A 17,370-nucleotide genomic window follows, 5' to 3' on the forward strand; every position below is an offset into this window, starting at 1 on the left:
GCGTGGCCGCCTTGACCGTGTACGACATGTGCAAGGCGCTGTCCCACGACATCGTATTGCACGAGGTGAAGCTGATGGCCAAGGCGGGCGGTAAGCGCGACTTCGAGCGTACGGGAGAGGCGGTGTAATGGGCGCTGTGGCCCCCTTACACGGATTGCTCCTCGCGGGCGGACGCAGCCGACGTATGCGGGAGGACAAGGCCTTGCTGCGCTATCACGACCAGCGCACGCAGCTGGCCGTGACCCACGACTTGCTCAGCACCGTCTTGGACGGCGAGGTAAAGCTCTCCGTGCGCGCCGATCAGCGCGATGAGCCGGAACGCGCGCGCTACGCACAGCTGATCGACCTGCCCGACGTGGAGGGGCCGGCCAGCGGAATTCGGGCCGCCCAGATGGAGGCTCCCGAGGCCGCCTGGCTGGTGGTCGCGTGCGACCTACCGCGCCTCGACCTCGAGACCTTGCGCACGCTGGTCGAGCGGCGCGATGCCAACGCGGATGCCACTGCCTACGTGAGCAGCCACGACGGGCTGCCCGAACCCCTCTGTGCCATCTGGGAGCCCTCCAGCGCGCACACCCTCGCCGCGATGCTGAGCGAAGGGCGCAACTGTCCTCGCAAGGCCTTGCTGCGAATGAACACCACGCTGATCGAGCAGGCGGATCCCGCCAGCCTCGATAACGCCAACACGCCCGATGAGCGCCAGCGCATCGCCACCGCGATCGACTCTCGGTCGCGTCCCAGTGCGCCCGCGTCGTCGACACAGGAGAACGCATGATCCAGGTCAAGGTGGAGTACTTCGCCGTCCTGCGCGAACAGCGCGGCGAGGCGGGGGAGTTGGTGGAGACGGCGGCCAGCACGCCGGCCGACCTCTACGCGGAGCTCGCTGAGCGCCACGGCCTGCAAGCCCCGCGCGACACACTTCGGGTGGCCGTCAACGAGGAGTTCTGCGCCTGGGACGCGGGCCTAGCGAACGGTGATGTGGTGGTGTTCATCCCACCCGTGGCGGGAGGCTGAGGTGATGAGTCAGTTCTTCGAGTTCGCCGATTCAGCGCTAGATCTTTTCGCCCTGCGCGGACGCACCCAGGATGATCACTGCGGCGGCTATGTCGCCTTCGAGGGTTGGGTGCGCGATCACAACGAGGGTCGCAGTGTCCTGCGCCTGGAGTACGAGGCCTACGAGGGCTTGGCGGTGAAGGAGGGCGCGCGCATCATCGCCGAAGCGGCTGAGCGTTGGCCCATCACCAAGGCCGGCTGCGTGCACCGCGTGGGGCAACTCGAGATCGGCGACGTGGCCGTGTGGGTGGGCGTGAGTGCTGCCCACCGCGACGAGGCCTTCCAGGCGGCCCGCTACATCATCGATGAGGTGAAGGTGCGCGTGCCCATCTGGAAGAAGGAGCACTTCACAGACGGTGACTCAGGCTGGGTCAACTGTGAGCGCTGCGCCTCCCACGGTCACAAGCATGGCGAGCACTCGCACGAGTAACCAAGCTAAGGATTCATGTAGCTCATGAACAGGCCATTCGGCGCTCCCAACGGCGCCACGGACAAGCTCTCCAGCGATGGACCGCCGACGGCCCCGCCCGTCACCTGGCCGGCCCTTAGGCGCCTGTACGACGCCGAGGTGTCCCTCTGCCGGGGTCTCAACGGCCTGAGTAAGATCGGGGTGGTGCGCTGTGTGTTCTGGCTGGCAAGCCGCCTGGGCGACGGTGTGTTCTGGTACGTGCTGATGTTCGTACTGCCCGTGGCCTATGGCCGCGCGGGGTTGCACACCACGATGCAGATGGCCCTGACCGGGGTGGTCGGCGTGCTGCTCTACCGCTGGATGAAGGGTCGTTTCGTGCGCGAGCGCCCGCACGTGTCGCACGAGTCGATCCACGCCGCCGCTAAGCAGCTCGATCAGTACAGCTTTCCGTCCGGCCACACCTTACACGCGGTCAGCTTCACCCTGATCTGCCTTGCGTCTTTTCCGGAGCTCGCCTCTCTTCTAGTGCCCTTCGCCATCCTGGTCGGCTTGTCGCGCCCCGTGCTGGGGTTGCATTACCCGACGGACGTGATCGCCGGCGCTGCGATCGGCTGGGCCCTGGCCTCGGCCAGCGCGTCCCTGCGCGAGGCGGCCGAGCCGCTATTGCGGTTGCTTTGACGTTCGGCGGTCAGAGAGCCTCAGGGGCACGCATCCGGTGTGTAGCTAAGGCCCGTATCGACCAGCCGCGGGCCCGTGGTAGTACAAAACAAGGGCACCCGCTCCGGCCGTCCGTGTAAGGCGGCGTACTCCTCGTAGTCGCCGTTGTCGGATGGTTGGGCGAGCAGGGACTCCTGCTCGAACACGAATACCGTGAAGTGCAGGTGGCGCGTGCACGGCGGGCTGAACTGCTGGCAGCCCACATCGCCCTCCACCGCGATGGCCTGTCCCTCCAACACCCAGTCGCCCACCGACAGACCCGCGCCCAGGGGCGGAGCGGCGCTGACGGAGCCCTGACGCATGTGCGCGTAGAGGGTCCATTCGTTGCAGCGCCCTAGACCGTCCCGGCAGGTGCGGCACTCGGTGGCAAGGCCCCCGTTGCCCGGTGGCGTGCTGCCCGCCGGTTGGCAGTAGTCGAGGGGATGTTCGATCCAGACGTAGTTGTTGGTGGTCGAGGTCGAGTCCTTCGTATCCTCGATCTCGCGGACCCAGCCGCGCGCCGCCGCGACGATCACCTGATCCGGTTCGCTCGCCCGCATGTCGAACATCTGCTCCGGCGGGTTGGCGTGATCCTCGTGGTCGGCGGTGATGGTGACGCTCACGCCATTGGCGTAGGGCAAGCGGTAGGGCCGCTCGGTGTTGTCTGCGCAGCCGGCGGTGAGGAGCAGCGCCACCGCCACGAGCATCGCGTATCGCATCATCTGATCACTCCTTGCGCCGACCGTTGGCGCGCCGTGAAATCGCCAAAGTCCTCCTTAAGCAACAGCGCCGAAAGTGTAGGATCCCCATCGCGTCGCGCGGTGCGCTGGCGCTGGGGGTTCGCCGATCAGCAGAACTGGCGTCTACGGCGTGGGGAGTTTGGCGACGGCTAGAGCGTATCCTCGTCATCCGAGATCACTTCGAGCTCCACCTCGTCGTAGCGCACGACCACGGTGCCGTCGACCCGTGGTGAGGTGCTGGAGGCGTTGGTGCCGACGTTCACTTCCTGCTCGCTGATGAACAGTTGCGCCAGGTCGAGGGTGGCGCCGAAGCTGCGCTCGTTAGCGTCTTCGTCGATGGGAATGTAGTCCGCCAAGGTGATCACCCCGTCCAGAAAGCGATTCAGTTGACTGTCGAAGCAGCTCTCGACACGCAGCTCGAAGCTGTCGCCCTCGCCGACCTCGCCCTCGCCGGTGCCGGAGGCATCCTGGGTCCAGATGATGACCCGTTCACCGCCGGTGTTGCTGCAGGTCAACGTCAACGATTCGTTCAGGTTCATGCCCTCGAGGGTTTCGGCGTTGAACTCGATATCGTCAGCGAAGTCCTCTGCGATGCGGGCAATCTGCAGCGCGAGGGGGACGAAGGCGTAGGCGGCGGCGGAAAGGCGTACGTCGTCGGGTTCGTCCTCGTCCTCATCCTCGACGGCGGCGCGGAAGTCATCGAAGTCTCGGCTGATCGTGTCGTTGCCGGTGGTTTCGATGGTGAAGCCGTCGTTCTCCACCGTGAGCAGCGTGGTGGTGCCGTCGATGTTCACCGAGAACTGCCCCTGGTCCGGATCCTGATCGATGTCCAGCAGCACCTCGAACGCGGTGCCGAACTCGATGTTCTCGCTGGCGATGTCGTCCTCGCCGTCCACGGCGCTCACGGACAGATCGAAGGTCGTGGAGACGTCCACCGTGAGGTTGTCGCGCTGGATGGTGATGGGGTCGCCGAGGTCGTCTTCGTAGTCGCCGGCGACGCGCAGGTTCATGGCGATCGACTCGACCGTGCCATCCTCCAAGCTGATCGGCGTGGTGCTCGTGCTGACGGCGAAGCTCACGCGCGCCTGCGTGTCCGGCTCGCCTTCCTCGAAGGTGCTGCTGGCGAGCAAGGTCCACAGGCCTGCGGCCAGGACGGCGACGGTGAGGGCGGGTCGGTGGTCACGAAGATGCGGCATGAGATTCTCTCGATTGGATGAGCCGGCGCGGGTCGGTAGGTCGCGCGGGGCGAAGTAGGCAAGCTGCCAGGGCGACGCCCACGGCGCTGGCGAGCACATCGTAGGTGTCGAAGGTGCCGGCGCCATGCGCGCGCAGCAGCGACGCGAGGTAGGGCCACGCGCCTTCCAGGGCTTGGACCGAGTGGCTCACCCAAGGTTGCGCGGCGGGCAGTTGCAGGGCCTCGAAGCCGACCAACAGCGCCAGCCACCCGCCGAGTAGCCATCGACGGTGGCGCAGGCGGTGCGGTCGTGCCGCGAGCAGGAGCAGGGCTGCGAAGGCGAAAGCGTGGGTCAGAGCGGGTGTGCTCCCGAGCAGTAGCGCCGGCCCCACGCCGACGGGACGTAGCCATAGGTAGCAGGCGAGGCCCGCGAGCAGCGCCAGGGCGGCGCCGAGGAAAGCGAGACGCTGTGGGGCGGTGGCAGACATGGAGTGTTGCTGGCGCGGCGCGACGGACTGAGCCGGTCAGTCCGTGGACGTGCGCAACTCCTCGTCACTCATGTGATGCCGTTCGTCCACGGGCGCCATCAGGGCGTTGCTCACCAGGGCCACCGCGAGCAGTGCCGCCATGAGGTACATGGTCAGGTTGTAGAGGCTGGGGGTGGGATCGACCGTGCCCGCGGGCGCGATCTCCATCAGCTTGGCCACGGTGACGGTCTTCTGGCTGATTAGCGCGTCGAGCTGGTCGAGGCCGGCGCCGAAGGCGGCGCGGAAGCGTTCGGGATCCACCTGCGCTGCCAGCGACGAGAGCGCGTTGCGCAGGGAGTACTCGCGCAGGGCCGTGATGGCGAGGGGGCCTAGTACGCCCGCCATGCTCCAGGCCGTGAGCAGACGGCCGTGGATGCCGCCCACGTAGCGCGTACCGAACACATCTGCCAGGTAGGCCGGGATCGTGGCAAAGCCGCCCCCGTACATGGTGAAGATGATCATGGTGGCAGCATAGAAGTAGACCAGCCAGATCGCGGAGGGGCTGGCGCTCACCTGCTGCGCGGCGAAGGGAATCGAGGCGTAGAGAGCGATGCCGAGGGCGAAGAAGACCCAGTAGGTGTTCTTGCGGCCGAGGAAATCCGAGGTGCTGGCCCAGAAGAAGCGGCCGATCATGTTGAACAGGCTGATCATGACCACGTAGGTGGCGGCGAAGGTGCCATCAACGATGCCAGGCAGGGTGGTGCCGAAGATCTCGTTGATCATCGTCTTCGCCACGCTGAGCACGCCGATACCGGCGGTCACGTTGAGGCAGAGCACGATCCACAGCTGGTAGAACTGGCGGGTCTTGAGTGCCTCGTCGATGTCTACGTGGCGGGTGGTGATCATCTTGGCGCTGCGCGCGGCGTCGGTCGGCGGGGTCCAGCCGGCCGGCGTCCAGTCCGGTGCGGGGATGCGATAGGCGAAGGCCGCAATCATCATCACCACGAAGTAGAGCACGCCGAGGGCGAAGAAGGTGGGCGCAAGGCCCACGCTGCCCGTCCCTACCACGTACACGCCCTCAGGCCCTGCGACGAGCATGTTAGCCACGTCGTTGGCGCCGACCACCACCACTTCGAGCAGCTCTCCGCCCACTTCGGCGAAGCGCTTGCCGGCCTCCGTGACCAGATCGACGTCGGCGACGGGACCGAGATACTGCGGCGCCTGGTAAAAGGTGGAGATCAGGAACTCCTTCAGTGGCGCGCCGATCATGGCGCCGCCGCCGAAACCCATGATCGCCATGCCCGTGGCCATGCCGCGACGATCGGGGAACCAGCGGATCAAGGTGCTCACGGGCGAGACGTAACCCAGGCCGAGGCCGCAGCCGCCGAGCACGCCGTACCCGAGGTACAGCAACCAGAGCTGATGGGTGAGGATGCCGAGGCCGCCGACGATGAAGCCACCGCCCCAGCAGCAGGCGGCGGTGACCCCCACCATGCGTGGGCCGACCCGCTCCAGCCATTTGCCAGCGAAGGCCGCGGCGATACCTAAGAACACGATGGCGACGGTGAAGGTGGTGGCAACGCTGCTCAAGGTCCAGTCGTCTGCCGCACTGGTGACCACGCCGAGGGATTTGGTCAGGGCGGGGTTGAAAATGCTCCAGGCGTAGACGGAGCCGATGCAAAGGTGGATGGCGATGGAGGCGGGAGGCACCAGCCAACGATTGAAGCCTGGGCCGGCAACGATGCGCTCCTTCGACAATAAGCCTGCCATCCGTCGCTCCTTCCTTTACGCCTGGTGATCTGAATGCCGCTTGCCTGGCACGGCAGCATACACAAAAAAAGGCGACGACCGGTGTTGCCGGCCGCCGCCTCCGAGTCGGTGTACGACGCTGGGACCTACTCAGTCGTCATCGTCGTCGTCATCATCATCATCATCATCATCATCACGTTCCTCGCCGATAGGCAGAAGCGGGAAGCCGTATTCGGTCAGCAGCGCGGTGACCTCCGATTCGGTGTCACGTAGCAGGGCGGAGATCTGCTCGCGTCGCTTGCCATCGCCGTAGCGCACGCCTGAGGCGATGGTGAAGTCGAAGGTCAGACCATCACCCGACTCGAGGGGAATCACGACCACCTTCGGGCCATCGTTCGCTTCGTTGACCCGGTTGGCGAAGAACCCCGCGACGGGGCCCCACAGGATGACTAGGTCGACTTCTCCCGCGCGCAGGTCATTCTCGATCAACTGGCCGGGGTAGCGGTTGGGGTCGGCGTCGAGCGCCTGGTAAGGCCGCAGCTTGTAGTCCAGTCCATGTCGGGACAGCCAGACCGAGGCGGGTGTGCCGACGAAGGTGGCGACCGACACCGTCTCCTTCAGCTCCGCCGGTAGGCTAATAATGTCCTGAGGTGACTGAGCGCCGTCCAGCTTGCCGCCCTCGAGGTAGGCGAGGGCCCATGTGGAGCGGTAGTAGGACTGGGTGGTGATCCCCAGCTCCCACCCCTTGGCCACGCCGATCACCACATCGCACTTGTAACCTGAGCGGTTGGCGGGGTTTTGCGAGCGCAGGGTCATGCGTTCGAAGCCGCGGCGCTGCGGGAACCACTCGTACTCGAGGGGCTGGCCGAGGCGTTCAGCCCAGAGGCTCGCGATGCGGTTCTCGACGCCTTCGCCCGCCTGGTTGGAGAACGGCAGGTTGTTGGGATCAGCGCAGACGCGGAAGGCATTGTCCTCGACGTGGTGGTCGGCATGGGCCATCCCGCTCAGGCCGAGAACGGCTAACGCCACGGGCGCCAGCGTGTGAATCAGGGGCTTGTTCATAAGCTTCAACGTTTCCGTGTTGGACGTCCGGCGCCGAGGATACCGTCTGAGCGCGCTTTGAGGTAGGCGTAGAGTTCGTCGAACTTGGTATTCACGTTCGGGTCTGCGCCCCAGGCGGGCATGACGCCGAGTTGCCCGGTGTAGCCGTTGGTCACGCTCTCGTAGAAGCGTGCCTTGTCGATCTCCTGCAGGCGGGTGACCAGGCTCGGGGCGAAGGTACTGCCGACGGCGTCCTGGGCATGGCAGACGTGGCAGGCGGCGTGGTAGGTGCGCCAGCCCACGTAGGTGGCCTTGTCGACCAGGCAGTTGCCGTCGGCGTCGCACGCGATGTCGTAGGGCGGTGCGTTGCCGTCGCCTTCTTCAGCGGCGGTGTCCGTCACGGCGGCGGCGACTGGCTCTTGCGGCGTCGTCGGCGAGTCGCTAGCGCCGGTGCTGTCGGCGTCGGCTTGCACCGCGCTCGCCTCCGGTGTGGCCTCGCTCTCGTCAGTCGGCGCGGCCGCTTCCGTGGCGTCGTTAGATGGCGGCGTACAGGCGAGGGTCAGCGATAGCAGCACGCTGCTTGCAAGGGCAACGGTAGCCAGCCGCAGGGGTCGCGCGCCGGGGTGTGCGTCGTATGATCCCATCGACGTTTCTCCATCCATGAAACGAAAAAATCCCCGGCCATCTTACGATGACCGGGGACAATTTAGACGCTTATTGCTTTTGTTTTCGGATCAGTTTCGCGTGGACTTAGTTGCCCAGCGAGAAGACCGTCAGCACACCACCCAGCTGGGTGTAGTCGCTCAGCTTCTTGTACGCACCCACGGCGCCCAGGCCGTCGGTGTCGTTCTCGAGGCCAGCGGCCATGCCGATGCCGGCCCAGCCGCCGATGCCCGAGAGGACACCCACGTACTGCTTGCCGTTGTGCATCCAGGTGTTGACGTTGCCGATGATGCCGGACGGGGTCTTGAACTTGTACAGCTCCTTACCCGTGTCAGCGGACACAGCCTTCAGGTAACCCTCGAGGGTACCGTAGAAGACGATGTCACCAGCGGTCGCCAGCGCGCCACTCCAGACGGAGAAACGCTCAGGGATGGACCACAGGATCTTGCCTTCGGCAGCGTCCCAGGCGATGAAGTTACCGAGGTTGTTGGTGCCGTCACCCAGCACGCGACCCGCCGGGTACATGCTCAGCGTGGCGCCTACGTACGGCTGACCCGCAACGTACTCGACTTCAAACGGCTCGTAGTCCATGCAGACGTGGTTGGTCGGCACGTAGAAGACCTTGGTCTTCGGCGAGTAAGCAACAGGCTGCTGGTCCTTGGAACCCAGTGCGGCCGGGCAGATCTCGGTGGTGTTGAAGTCCTCACCGTTCTTGTCCGTGCTGTAGCGGTCCACAACCTGCGGGCGGCCCGTCTTCATGTCGACGTGCGTGGCCCAGTTGGTAGCGGGGTCGTACTTCTCGGCAACCAGCAGTTCGCCAGTCACGCGGTCCAGCGTGTAACCGAAACCGTTGCGGTCGAAGTGCACCATCACCTTGCGCATCTTGCCGTCGATCTCGATGTCGGCGAGGACGCTCTCGTTGATGCCGTCGTAATCCCACTCATCGTGCGGGGTCATCTGGTAGAACCAGCGAGCTTCACCGGTGTCAGCGTCGCGAGCCATGAGGGTCATGGTCCACTTGTTGTCACCAGGACGCACAACCGGGTTCCACGTGGACGGGTTACCCGTGCCGTAGTAGATCAGGTTTTCCTGAGGATCGTAGGTGTACCAGCCCCAGGTGGTACCGCCACCGATCTTCCACTGGTCGCCCTTCCAGCTCTTCAGGGAAGAGTTCTTGCCGATGCGCTTGCCCATGACCATGGTCTTGCGCGGGTTGACGAGCATCTCATCGTCAGGACCGGTGCTGTAGGCCTTCCACGCCAGCGAACCATCGCTGGTGTTGTAGGCGGCTACGAAGCCACGCACACCGAATTCACCACCGGAGATACCGGTGTACACCTTGTCCTTGATGACGATCGGTGCGTTGGTGTTGGTGGAACCCTTCGAGGGATCACCGTTCTTGATGGCCCACATGACTTCACCCGTCTTGGCGTTGAGCGCCTTCAGGGTGGTGTCAGCCTGCTGCAGGAAGATCTTGCCGTCAGCGTAGGCGAGACCGCGGTTCACGGTGTCACAGCACATCACCGGAATGGTGTCCGGGTTCTGCACGGGGACGTGGGACCAGATCAGGGTCTGATCATTCAGGTCGATAGCGAACACCTTGTTCGGGAACGCAGTGTGGATGTACAGCGTGTCACCGACGACCAGGGGGCCGCCTTCGTGACCGCGCAGCACGCCCGTGGAGAAGCTCCACGCCACCTGCAGATCGCGAGCGTTACCGGTGTTGATCTGGTCAAGCTTAGAGAAACGCTGACCAGCGTAGTTGCCACCCCAGATCGCCCAGTTGCTGGGATCCTTGGTGAGGCGCATGACGTCTTGGTTGGCCATGGCCAGCCCGGACGTCAGTGCTACAGCGGAAGCTGCAGCGAGGCTTACAAAGCGCTTGGACATTAACTTTCCCCCCTCAGAGAAAGATGCCGACACAACGTCGGCCTTTGGATAGGCTGGACTCCCCGAGGGATGCTCCAGCACCTTTTTTCCACGCCGGCCGGAAAAACCGATGTGGAGAAACTGTGGCTTTGCCCGAATCAAGACCGAGTATAGCCGCGGGCTGAGCCAAAGCAATGCCACTTCAAGAATGGGAATTTCGTAACGTGAGCCAGCGGTTACGACTCCCCGGCGGGCTTGCTCATCAGGCACGCGTCAGCGACGTCTTCGCGGACCTTTTCAATGGTCTTCCCCAGTTCGCGACCACGGGCGTTGTCGCGGAAGATTCCGCTGCGCTCACCGGGAACGGTGCGCATGTTGCCGAACGTGGTGCCTTCGTCGTAATCGGCGAAGCTCATTTGCTCCGCGATCTTATCGATCATGCAGACGCAACCGTACACATTCTTGTACGTTTCGCCGCCATAATCTTTGATGCACTGCAGAACGTATTCGACCCGGGTTTGGGTCGGAAAGTCGTTGGCGCCTGCAGGTGCAGGAGCAACGGTGAGGAGGGCGGCGCCGAGGAGGGCGGCCGTGGCAGTGATCGTGTTGTGCATTCCGTCCTTTGGTGTGCCGGTGTGACATCCCAAAACAGGGTTGCCTATGATACCAGCCTCACTTGGCTTCGGTTCAACCCCCGTCGCCAACTGTCGTGAAATTCAGCAGGAGACGCGTGTGGCAGGTAGGCGGCATCGAGGTGGCGGTAGCCTAGGGCAGCCATGGACTTCTTGCTGTGATGGAGATCAACGCTCGTGACGGTCAACGAACAGCTGCTGCAGGATTCACGCGAACAGGCACTGGTCTTGGAGAGCGCGGTCAATGCCGCGCTGCTGGGGCAGTCACGTGCTGTGAGGTTGATCCTGGTGTCCGTGTTCGCGCGCGGCCACGTGCTCCTCGAAGGTGACGTCGGCGTTGGCAAAACAACGATGCTGCGTTGCATTGCGAGAGCGATCGGCGGTGCCTATTCGCGCATCGAGGGCACGGTCGATCTGATGCCGAGCGATCTCGTGTACTACACCTATATCACCGAGGATGGTCAGCCGCGCGTGGCGCCGGGGCCTTTGCTGCGCCACGGCGAAGCGCTCTCGGTCTTCTTCTTCAATGAGGTCAATAGAGCCCGCCCGCAGCTGCACTCGTTGCTTCTGCGCGTGATGGCGGAGCGCAGCGTGGCCGCGTTCAACCAAGACCATCCGCTGCCGTTCCTGCAGGTGTTTGCCGATCGAAATCGCGTGGAGAAGGAAGAGACGTTCGAGTTGCCGGCGGCGGCCCGTGATCGTTTCGCGATGGAGATTTTGATCGAGCGCCCCGAGGACCGCGATCTGCAGCGCCAGTTGATGTTCGACACGCGCTTCCACGACGCGGACGCGCTGGTGGAGAGCGTACCCGCCGGCCTGGTCCCGCACGAGCGGTTGGGGTCGATCGCGAGTGCGATCCAGCACCATGTGAGCGGTACGGAGCGGCTGCAGGAGTACGCGTTGGACCTGTGCATGGCCACCGCCGATCCTGCCGCGTACGGCGTGGATGTGAGCGATGTCGACGTGGGTGAGCTCGTCGAGGCGGGGGTGAGCCCGCGCGGATCCAGCATGTTGCTGCGCGCCGCGCGCGTGCAGGCGTGGCTCGAGGGGCGCGATCAGATGTTGCCCGAGGACTTGCGCTTTGTGTTCTACGAGTCCATCGCGCACCGCGTGTTCTTCAAGCCCGTTTACGAACTGCAGCGGGCCGCGCTCATCCAACCCTTCGTCGCGTCGTTGCTGGATCGGGTGGCGGCGCCTTGACGACAGCGGCCGCGCGGCGCCCGTCCACATCGGCGATGGTTGACAGCGCACCGACTGGCGGCTCGTCGCCGGTCGCCGAGTTCCACTACCGCATTGGGTGGCGCTCGGGCAGCCCGCTGCCTGGCGCGCACGCGAGCCGACGGCTCGGCCCTGGCGTGGACTTCTACGGCCACGTCTCGCTGCTGGAGACGACGGATCCGCGCCGCTTCGACGTGCTCGCCACGCAGCGCGATCCTCAGCGGTCCCTGCGCCTGCGCGCCTACCGCCAGCTCGGCAGCATCCCGGTCACCGCCCTGCTCGACGTGTCCGCGTCGATGCCCGCGGCCGCCGGCGGCACCCTGGACCTCATGGCCGACTTCGTCGCGGCCCTGGGTTTCTCGGCCGTGCGCACGGGCGATAGCTTCGGTGTGATCAGCGCGGACACGCAGGTACGCCGGGAGCTCTGCCTGCCCACCACGCGCCGGCGTGGTGCGGGCCTCGCTCACGCGCAACGCTTGCGGTCCTTTCAGCCAGACGGCAACGGCGCCCGTGGCCTGCTGGCGGCGACCCACTACCTGCCGCGCCAGCGTGGGTTGCTCTTCTTTTTATCGGATTTCCACTTCCCACTGGCGGATCTCGAACGGCTGATGGCAGCACTCGGCGGCCACGACGTGGTGCCGGTGCCCATCTGGAGCGAGGCGGAGCGCCAGCTGCCCAACTTCGGGTTGGTAAGGTTGCGCGATGCGGAGTCTGGCCACGAGCGCTTGCTGGTCATGCGGCCCTCCCTGCGCAAGCGCATCGAGCGCCAGGTGGACGAGCACCGGAGCGAGGTGCTGCGCACCCTGTCGCGTCATGGTCGGCGGCCGCTGATGCTAGGCACGCGCTTCGATGCCGAAACGGTGAGTCGCTACTTCTATGGATAGGATAGTTCGAGCGCGAGGCGCTGGAAGCGCCGCTGCCGCAGTTGTTCTAGGCCTGCTCGCGACGCTCGTCGCTTGGGCACCCATCGCCGAGGCCAACGTCGAGGACATGGCGATCGAGGATCCGCGCGCCTACGCGTGGTTCATAGGCGATGAGTTCACGCGCACCTTGCGCCTAAAGGTCGAGAACGGCTGGCAGCTGGATCGCGAGGAGCTTCCGCAGGTCGGGCGCCTGAGTTTCTGGCTCGAGCTTGTGGCCGTGGATATCGGCTCGCGTGGCGACTACACGGAGGTGGCGCTCACCTATCGCCTGATAAATTCGATAGCCGAAGGAGGTGTCTCGGCGCAGCGGGTGATACCCTCCTGGGAGCTCGTCACCACCCGACCGGGTCGCAGCGTGCCGATCAACGTGCCCGAGTGGTCGTTTACGCAGCTGGCCGTGGTGCCGCAAAGCGATGCCGAGTTCCTCACGGCCGCGGACGTGCGGGCGGACGTACCGCCGCTGCCCGCCCCCTGGTCGGAGCACTTCGTGCGGCTGACCTTGGTGGGTCTCGCCGTGCTGGTGTTGGCGCTGTACCTGTTCTACTGCCACTTCGGCGCCGTGTGGTTGGCCCGCTGGCGTCGGCCGTTCACGGCTGCGCTTCACGACCTACGCAACCTGGCCAAGCACGCAGAGACGGATGTGCCCTCCGACGCTGGCCTGCGGCGCTTTCATGCGGCCGTCAACGAGGCAGCGGGGCGCGTGGTGATGCGCGATGACCTGGACGCGTTTTTCCTCGCCCAACCCCTCTACGCGACCGAGCGGGGCGCGATCGCCGAGGTGTTCGAGCAATCCCATCGGTTCTTCTTCACCTCGCAGGCAGACGCCGAGCGCGCGACGCAGGAGCCGATAGGCGCGCAGCGACTGGTCGACGTCTGTCGTCGCCTGTCCGTGCTGGAGCTGAGCGCTCCGTGAATCTCGCTTTCGCTCAACCGGCCTTGCTGCTGCTCCTGCCTCTGGCATTGCTGCCGTTGTTCCTGCGCCGCGAGACCCCGGTGCCGTACTCGTCCCTGGCGTTGCTGCCGCCGGATCCACTGTCCAAAGCGGTGGCCGTGTTGTTGCGGGTGGCGCCGGCCCTATTGCTTGTGTTGCTGCTATTGGGATTGGCAGGGCTGCACCAGCCGCCGGTGGCGGAGCTGCGCACGGGCTCGGGGGCGCAGATCGTGATGCTCCTGGATCGTAGTCGAAGCATGGATCAGCCCTTCGCCGCCGGCCGCCGCCGGTCCAACTTCCGCAACACCGGGGCCGCGCTGGCCGTGGGTGAGTCGAAGGGCGCGACGGCGCGGCGCTTGCTGCAGGAGTTCGTGGCGCGGCGCCAGGACGACATGTACGCGATGACGATATTCAGCTCCTCGCCGATACCCGTGCTCGCCCTCACCGAGAGTCAGGAGATGATCCAGGCGGCGATCGCGGCGGGGAACGTAGGGCGTGGCCTCGCCTCGACGGACATCGGCGCTGGCTTGCTGCGCGCGCTGGCCTTCTTCGAGGGGCGCGAGTACACCGGCTCTCGGTTGATTATGCTGATCTCAGACGGTGGCGCGAAGCTCGATGTGGCGACGCGCCTTGAGCTGCAGAACCTGTTTCGCAAGCACCAGGTGACGCTCTATTGGTTGTACGTAAGGTCCGGGTTCAGCGAAGGGATCTTCGGCGACGATGTGGAGTTTGATGAGGCCACCGCGCCCGCCCGCGCGCTGCATCGGTTCTTCGAGAAACTCGATACACCTTATCGCGCCTACGATGCGGAGGACAGCGAAGCGCTCGAGCGCGCGATCGACGATGTGAATCGCCTGCAGAGCCTGCCCATCGTGTACGAAGAGCTGCATCCGCGCGTGGAGCTGGCGCCCTATTGCTTCGCCTTGGCGTCCCCGTTGTTGTTGATCATGCTGCTGGCTCATGCAGCGCAGGTGAGATCGTGGTCGATAGTCTGAGTTTAGTGCGCGGCGCCTGGGTGGTGATGGTCGCTCTGGCCCTGCTCTTCCTGCTGGAAGTGGACGCGTGGCGGCGGGACCTGGGCTACAACCGTGCCCTGGCCGCCCAGGACTACGAGCAGGCGACGCGCGAGGGGCTGCCGCGCCAGGCGCTCGCGGCGCGCGCCTACGCTCTCGATGATGAGGCCTTCGATGACAAGGTGCTCGCCTGGTCTAGGCTGATGCTTGGCGCCGAGGCTGACGATGCCACTGCCCGCATCGCACGCTTCAATCTGGCGAACCTGTACCTCAGGCGCGCGATCAACCTCGACCTGGAATCCGATCAAGACCTGCTGGTACCGCTCGTGGAGCAGGCCAAGCAGCACTACCGCAATCTGCTCATCTCGGACCCCGGTAACTTCGACGCCAAGTACAACCTCGAGCTCACGCTCCTGCTGCTGCCGGAGGTGGCCGACCTTCCCGCCGATGAGGAGCGAAACCCCGAGCGCAGCGAACGCGCGATCAGCACCATGCGGGTGGAGGAGCAGCTGCCTTGAGCGGCTCTTGGGCCACAGAGCGTCGCGCCTGGTGGGCGCAGCCGCGCTTTTGGTTGCTGCCGCTGATGTTGCTGCTGCTGCTGACGGCGGCGGTGAACCCGACGGTGCGCCTCGCCCAGCCGCGCTTTGATTATCTCTTCGTGCTCGATGTCACCCAGAGCATGAACGTGGCGGACGTGCAACTGAACGGCGAGACGGTGCCCCGTCTCGAATTCGCCCGCGCTGCCATCCGCCAGTCCTTGCGGCGCCTGCCCTGCGGTTCCAAAGCGGGGCTTGCGATGTTCACGGAGCATCGCAGCCTCATGCTGTTCTCGCCGGTTGAGGTGTGCGGCAACGTCGGCGCCTTCGAGACCACCTTGAACTCCCTGGACTGGCGCCTCGCATGGGTGTCGCGCAGCGAGGTGGCGAAGGGGCTCTACTCCGCCATGCGCTCGGTGACCGAGATGGAGGGCGATATCCGCCTGGTCTTCGTCACCGACGGTCATGAGGCGCCCCCGGTGCCGCCCACCTTCCACGTGCCCTTCGAGCAGTACGCGGAGCAGGTGGACGGCTTGGTGATCGGTGTGGGTGGCGATGAGCTCATGCCCATTCCGGTCATCTCCGACGAGGGCGAAGTGCTTGGCTATTGGCGTGCCGAGGACGTGCAACAGCTGGACAACTATCAGCTGGGGCGCAGCGGCGATGTCGAGGGGGAGGGCATCGAGAACGCGGCTGAGGTGCAACGACTCATCGCCGCGGGCACGGAGCACATGTCGTCGCTGCGCGAAGAGTACCTGCAGTCGATTGCCGACCAGGCCCTGCTCGACTACGTGCGCGTCCAGCAGCCCGCTGATCTGGTGCGCGCTCTACGCCAGTCGCGTTTTGCCGAGCAGATCAAGGTGGATGCGCCCACCGCGCCGCTCCTCGGCGCCGTGACCCTGGTGCTGTTGCTGCTCTACCTGCTGCTGCCCGCCGTTCGCGCGCGGCTTCAGCGTCGAGGCCCGTTGGGTACCTAGCAAATCCATTTTGGCGACCCATTTCGCGACCTGCGTATCACTTTGAGTGAGCGCCCGCTTGAGATATACCAGTGGGTCACAGTTGCTCGACGTGAAGTTGTGACGTAGGTGCCGACGCGCCGCCGGTGCCTATGCTCAAACTGAAGGTGCAAGTTACGTCAACCAGTGCGCCTGCAGATGAGCAGCCGCGCTCCACCGTCCGATCGGGCGAGGAGGGTTTCGATGGATCTTCAGGTCATGATGCCAGCGCTGCTGAGCTGGGCGGTTCATTTAAGTGGCTATCCTGCCCCCGAGCAGCCCCCCAAGCTCGAATACCGCTTGCACGAATTCTTCGTGCACGAGGTCTGCGGCGATCGCGATTGCAAAGTCATCGGCTGGTACAACGACGAGGGGATCATCTACGTCGATGAGCGCTTGCGCTACTCCACCTCATCCTTCGCCAAGAGCCTGATCGTGCATGAGCTCGTGCACTACCTGCAGCACCGCAGCGGGGAATTCGACACCTTCTCGTGCGAGCACAGCATCGCGCGGGAGCGCGAAGCCTACAGCGTGCAGAGCGACTATATGCTGCAGCTGGGCAATGCGGTGAACCCCATGCGCTTACACCCTACTGCTTGCCGCTACGCAAGCGAGCCGACGGTGAAGACGGACGAGGTGGCGAGCGTCGACTACGTCGACTGAGGTGATTCTCAGCAGGTGAAGGGCTCCGGCGCGACCACCTGGCAGGCGATGTCGACGCCGCGCGCCTGACCGATCACATCGACGATGGCCTCGGTCACCGTGGTGGGGTCAGCGAACTGCACGTAGTGATCGGACGTCTGCGAGACGATTAGCTTCGAGTGGGAGGTCTGCTGGGCGAGTTCGGTCTGCAGACGTTTCCACAAGGACGCCATCGTCGCGCTTCGGGGCGACGCCAGGTAAGGCGAGGGATCGTGGATCACCACAGCCATAGGAATGTCCGGTAGCGGCGCATCAGCCGCGAGTTGCTGCGCACTTCGACGCATGTTGGCAAGTTCACTGTGGATCGACACCACCGTGTCAGACGCGTAGGCGAACTTCTGCGCGAGGGGGCGCACCGCCGGCGGCATGTTGCTGGGCACGTTGTTGTAGTTGCGCAGCATGAAGCTGTTGCCGCGCGGGGCCACCGATGGCAGTCCAGCTGCATCGAAGGCTTCGAACTGTCGCTCGTGGGAGGAATCCACCAGCACGAGGCCCGCCACCCGCTCGGGATTGCGCTTGGCGAACAGCTGCACGTTGAGGCCGCCAAAGGAATGGCCGACCA

The 17,370-nt window shown here is 64.9% G+C and carries 21 protein-coding genes; 12 read left to right on the forward strand and 9 right to left on the reverse strand.

Annotation, left to right across the window (positions count from 1 at the left end; all coding sequences use genetic code 11):
- The 5 genes from AAF184_19735 to AAF184_19755 form a co-directional block, all read left to right on the forward strand.
- Window positions 1–128 (forward strand): cyclic pyranopterin monophosphate synthase MoaC (locus AAF184_19735; GenBank protein ID MEO0424579.1); only part of this gene is annotated, 128 nt, incomplete at its 5' end.
- Entirely contained in the window at window positions 128–772 is a 645-nt protein-coding gene (locus AAF184_19740; GenBank protein ID MEO0424580.1) for an NTP transferase domain-containing protein, read from the forward strand. The genes AAF184_19735 and AAF184_19740, both read left to right, overlap by 1 nt.
- Window positions 769–1,011, forward strand: a complete 243-nt coding sequence (locus tag AAF184_19745; protein ID MEO0424581.1) for a MoaD/ThiS family protein — start codon at window positions 769–771, stop codon at window positions 1,009–1,011. The genes AAF184_19740 and AAF184_19745 overlap by 4 nt, the downstream gene beginning before the upstream one ends.
- Before the next feature lie 4 nt (window positions 1,012–1,015).
- Window positions 1,016–1,480, forward strand: a complete 465-nt coding sequence (locus tag AAF184_19750; protein MEO0424582.1) for a molybdenum cofactor biosynthesis protein MoaE — start codon at window positions 1,016–1,018, stop codon at window positions 1,478–1,480.
- A 24-nt stretch (window positions 1,481–1,504) separates the two neighbouring features.
- Window positions 1,505–2,137 (forward strand): phosphatase PAP2 family protein, encoded by a 633-nt coding sequence (locus AAF184_19755; GenBank protein ID MEO0424583.1) that lies wholly within the window; start codon window positions 1,505–1,507, stop codon window positions 2,135–2,137.
- Window positions 2,138–2,157: 20 nt separating this feature from the next.
- Here the strand turns inward: AAF184_19755 and AAF184_19760 are convergent, their stop codons facing one another.
- The 8 genes from AAF184_19760 to AAF184_19795 all read right to left on the reverse strand — a co-directional run bounded on the left by AAF184_19760 (window position 2,158) and on the right by AAF184_19795 (window position 10,472).
- The gene (locus AAF184_19760) at window positions 2,158–2,877 is read right to left on the reverse strand and encodes a M23 family metallopeptidase (protein MEO0424584.1); all 720 of its coding nucleotides are present in this window, start codon (window positions 2,875–2,877) and stop codon (window positions 2,158–2,160) included.
- 167 nt (window positions 2,878–3,044) lie between these two features.
- A complete protein-coding gene (locus AAF184_19765) occupies window positions 3,045–4,091 on the reverse strand; it encodes a hypothetical protein (protein ID MEO0424585.1) in 1,047 nt (348 codons plus the stop codon).
- The gene (locus AAF184_19770; GenBank protein MEO0424586.1) at window positions 4,075–4,557 is read right to left on the reverse strand and encodes a hypothetical protein; all 483 of its coding nucleotides are present in this window, start codon (window positions 4,555–4,557) and stop codon (window positions 4,075–4,077) included. The genes AAF184_19765 and AAF184_19770 overlap by 17 nt, the downstream gene beginning before the upstream one ends.
- Before the next feature lie 36 nt (window positions 4,558–4,593).
- Entirely contained in the window at window positions 4,594–6,306 is a 1,713-nt protein-coding gene (locus AAF184_19775) for an OFA family MFS transporter (GenBank protein ID MEO0424587.1), read from the reverse strand.
- A 129-nt stretch (window positions 6,307–6,435) separates the two neighbouring features.
- Window positions 6,436–7,347, reverse strand: coding sequence for a quinoprotein dehydrogenase-associated putative ABC transporter substrate-binding protein (locus AAF184_19780; protein MEO0424588.1), 912 nt, complete (start codon window positions 7,345–7,347; stop codon window positions 6,436–6,438).
- 5 nt (window positions 7,348–7,352) lie between these two features.
- Window positions 7,353–7,970 carry a cytochrome c gene (locus tag AAF184_19785; protein ID MEO0424589.1) on the reverse strand — a complete coding sequence of 206 codons (618 nt, stop codon included), beginning with the start codon at window positions 7,968–7,970 and terminating at the stop codon, window positions 7,353–7,355.
- 106 nt (window positions 7,971–8,076) lie between these two features.
- A complete protein-coding gene (locus tag AAF184_19790) occupies window positions 8,077–9,879 on the reverse strand; it encodes a methanol/ethanol family PQQ-dependent dehydrogenase (protein ID MEO0424590.1) in 1,803 nt (600 codons plus the stop codon).
- A 215-nt stretch (window positions 9,880–10,094) separates the two neighbouring features.
- Window positions 10,095–10,472: a hypothetical protein gene (locus AAF184_19795; protein MEO0424591.1), complete on the reverse strand. Its 378-nt coding sequence runs from the start codon at window positions 10,470–10,472 to the stop codon at window positions 10,095–10,097.
- A 195-nt stretch (window positions 10,473–10,667) separates the two neighbouring features.
- Between AAF184_19795 and AAF184_19800 the strand changes: the two genes are divergently transcribed.
- From AAF184_19800 to AAF184_19830, 7 genes are all read left to right on the forward strand, one after another.
- Window positions 10,668–11,690, forward strand: a complete 1,023-nt coding sequence (locus tag AAF184_19800) for a MoxR family ATPase (GenBank protein MEO0424592.1) — start codon at window positions 10,668–10,670, stop codon at window positions 11,688–11,690.
- A gap of 35 nt (window positions 11,691–11,725) precedes the next feature.
- On the forward strand, window positions 11,726–12,592 hold the full coding sequence (locus tag AAF184_19805) for a VWA domain-containing protein (GenBank protein MEO0424593.1): 867 nt from the start codon (window positions 11,726–11,728) through the stop codon (window positions 12,590–12,592).
- Window positions 12,585–13,544, forward strand: coding sequence for a hypothetical protein (locus tag AAF184_19810; protein MEO0424594.1), 960 nt, complete (start codon window positions 12,585–12,587; stop codon window positions 13,542–13,544). Before AAF184_19805 ends, AAF184_19810 begins: the two co-directional genes overlap by 8 nt.
- The gene (locus tag AAF184_19815; GenBank protein ID MEO0424595.1) at window positions 13,541–14,557 is read left to right on the forward strand and encodes a vWA domain-containing protein; all 1,017 of its coding nucleotides are present in this window, start codon (window positions 13,541–13,543) and stop codon (window positions 14,555–14,557) included. The genes AAF184_19810 and AAF184_19815 overlap by 4 nt, the downstream gene beginning before the upstream one ends.
- Window positions 14,542–15,093, forward strand: a complete 552-nt coding sequence (locus AAF184_19820; protein MEO0424596.1) for a hypothetical protein — start codon at window positions 14,542–14,544, stop codon at window positions 15,091–15,093. Before AAF184_19815 ends, AAF184_19820 begins: the two co-directional genes overlap by 16 nt.
- Window positions 15,090–16,088 (forward strand): vWA domain-containing protein, encoded by a 999-nt coding sequence (locus tag AAF184_19825; GenBank protein MEO0424597.1) that lies wholly within the window; start codon window positions 15,090–15,092, stop codon window positions 16,086–16,088. Before AAF184_19820 ends, AAF184_19825 begins: the two co-directional genes overlap by 4 nt.
- A 222-nt stretch (window positions 16,089–16,310) precedes the next feature.
- A complete protein-coding gene (locus AAF184_19830) occupies window positions 16,311–16,769 on the forward strand; it encodes a hypothetical protein (GenBank protein ID MEO0424598.1) in 459 nt (152 codons plus the stop codon).
- A gap of 8 nt (window positions 16,770–16,777) precedes the next feature.
- Here AAF184_19830 and AAF184_19835 read toward each other — a convergent pair.
- A partial coding sequence (locus AAF184_19835; protein ID MEO0424599.1) for an alpha/beta hydrolase occupies window positions 16,778–17,370 on the reverse strand: 593 nt, incomplete at its 5' end.

It is taken from the genome of Pseudomonadota bacterium (assembly GCA_039815145.1).
In the GTDB taxonomy this organism is placed as follows: Bacteria; Pseudomonadota; Gammaproteobacteria; order Steroidobacterales; family JBCBZW01; genus JBCBZW01.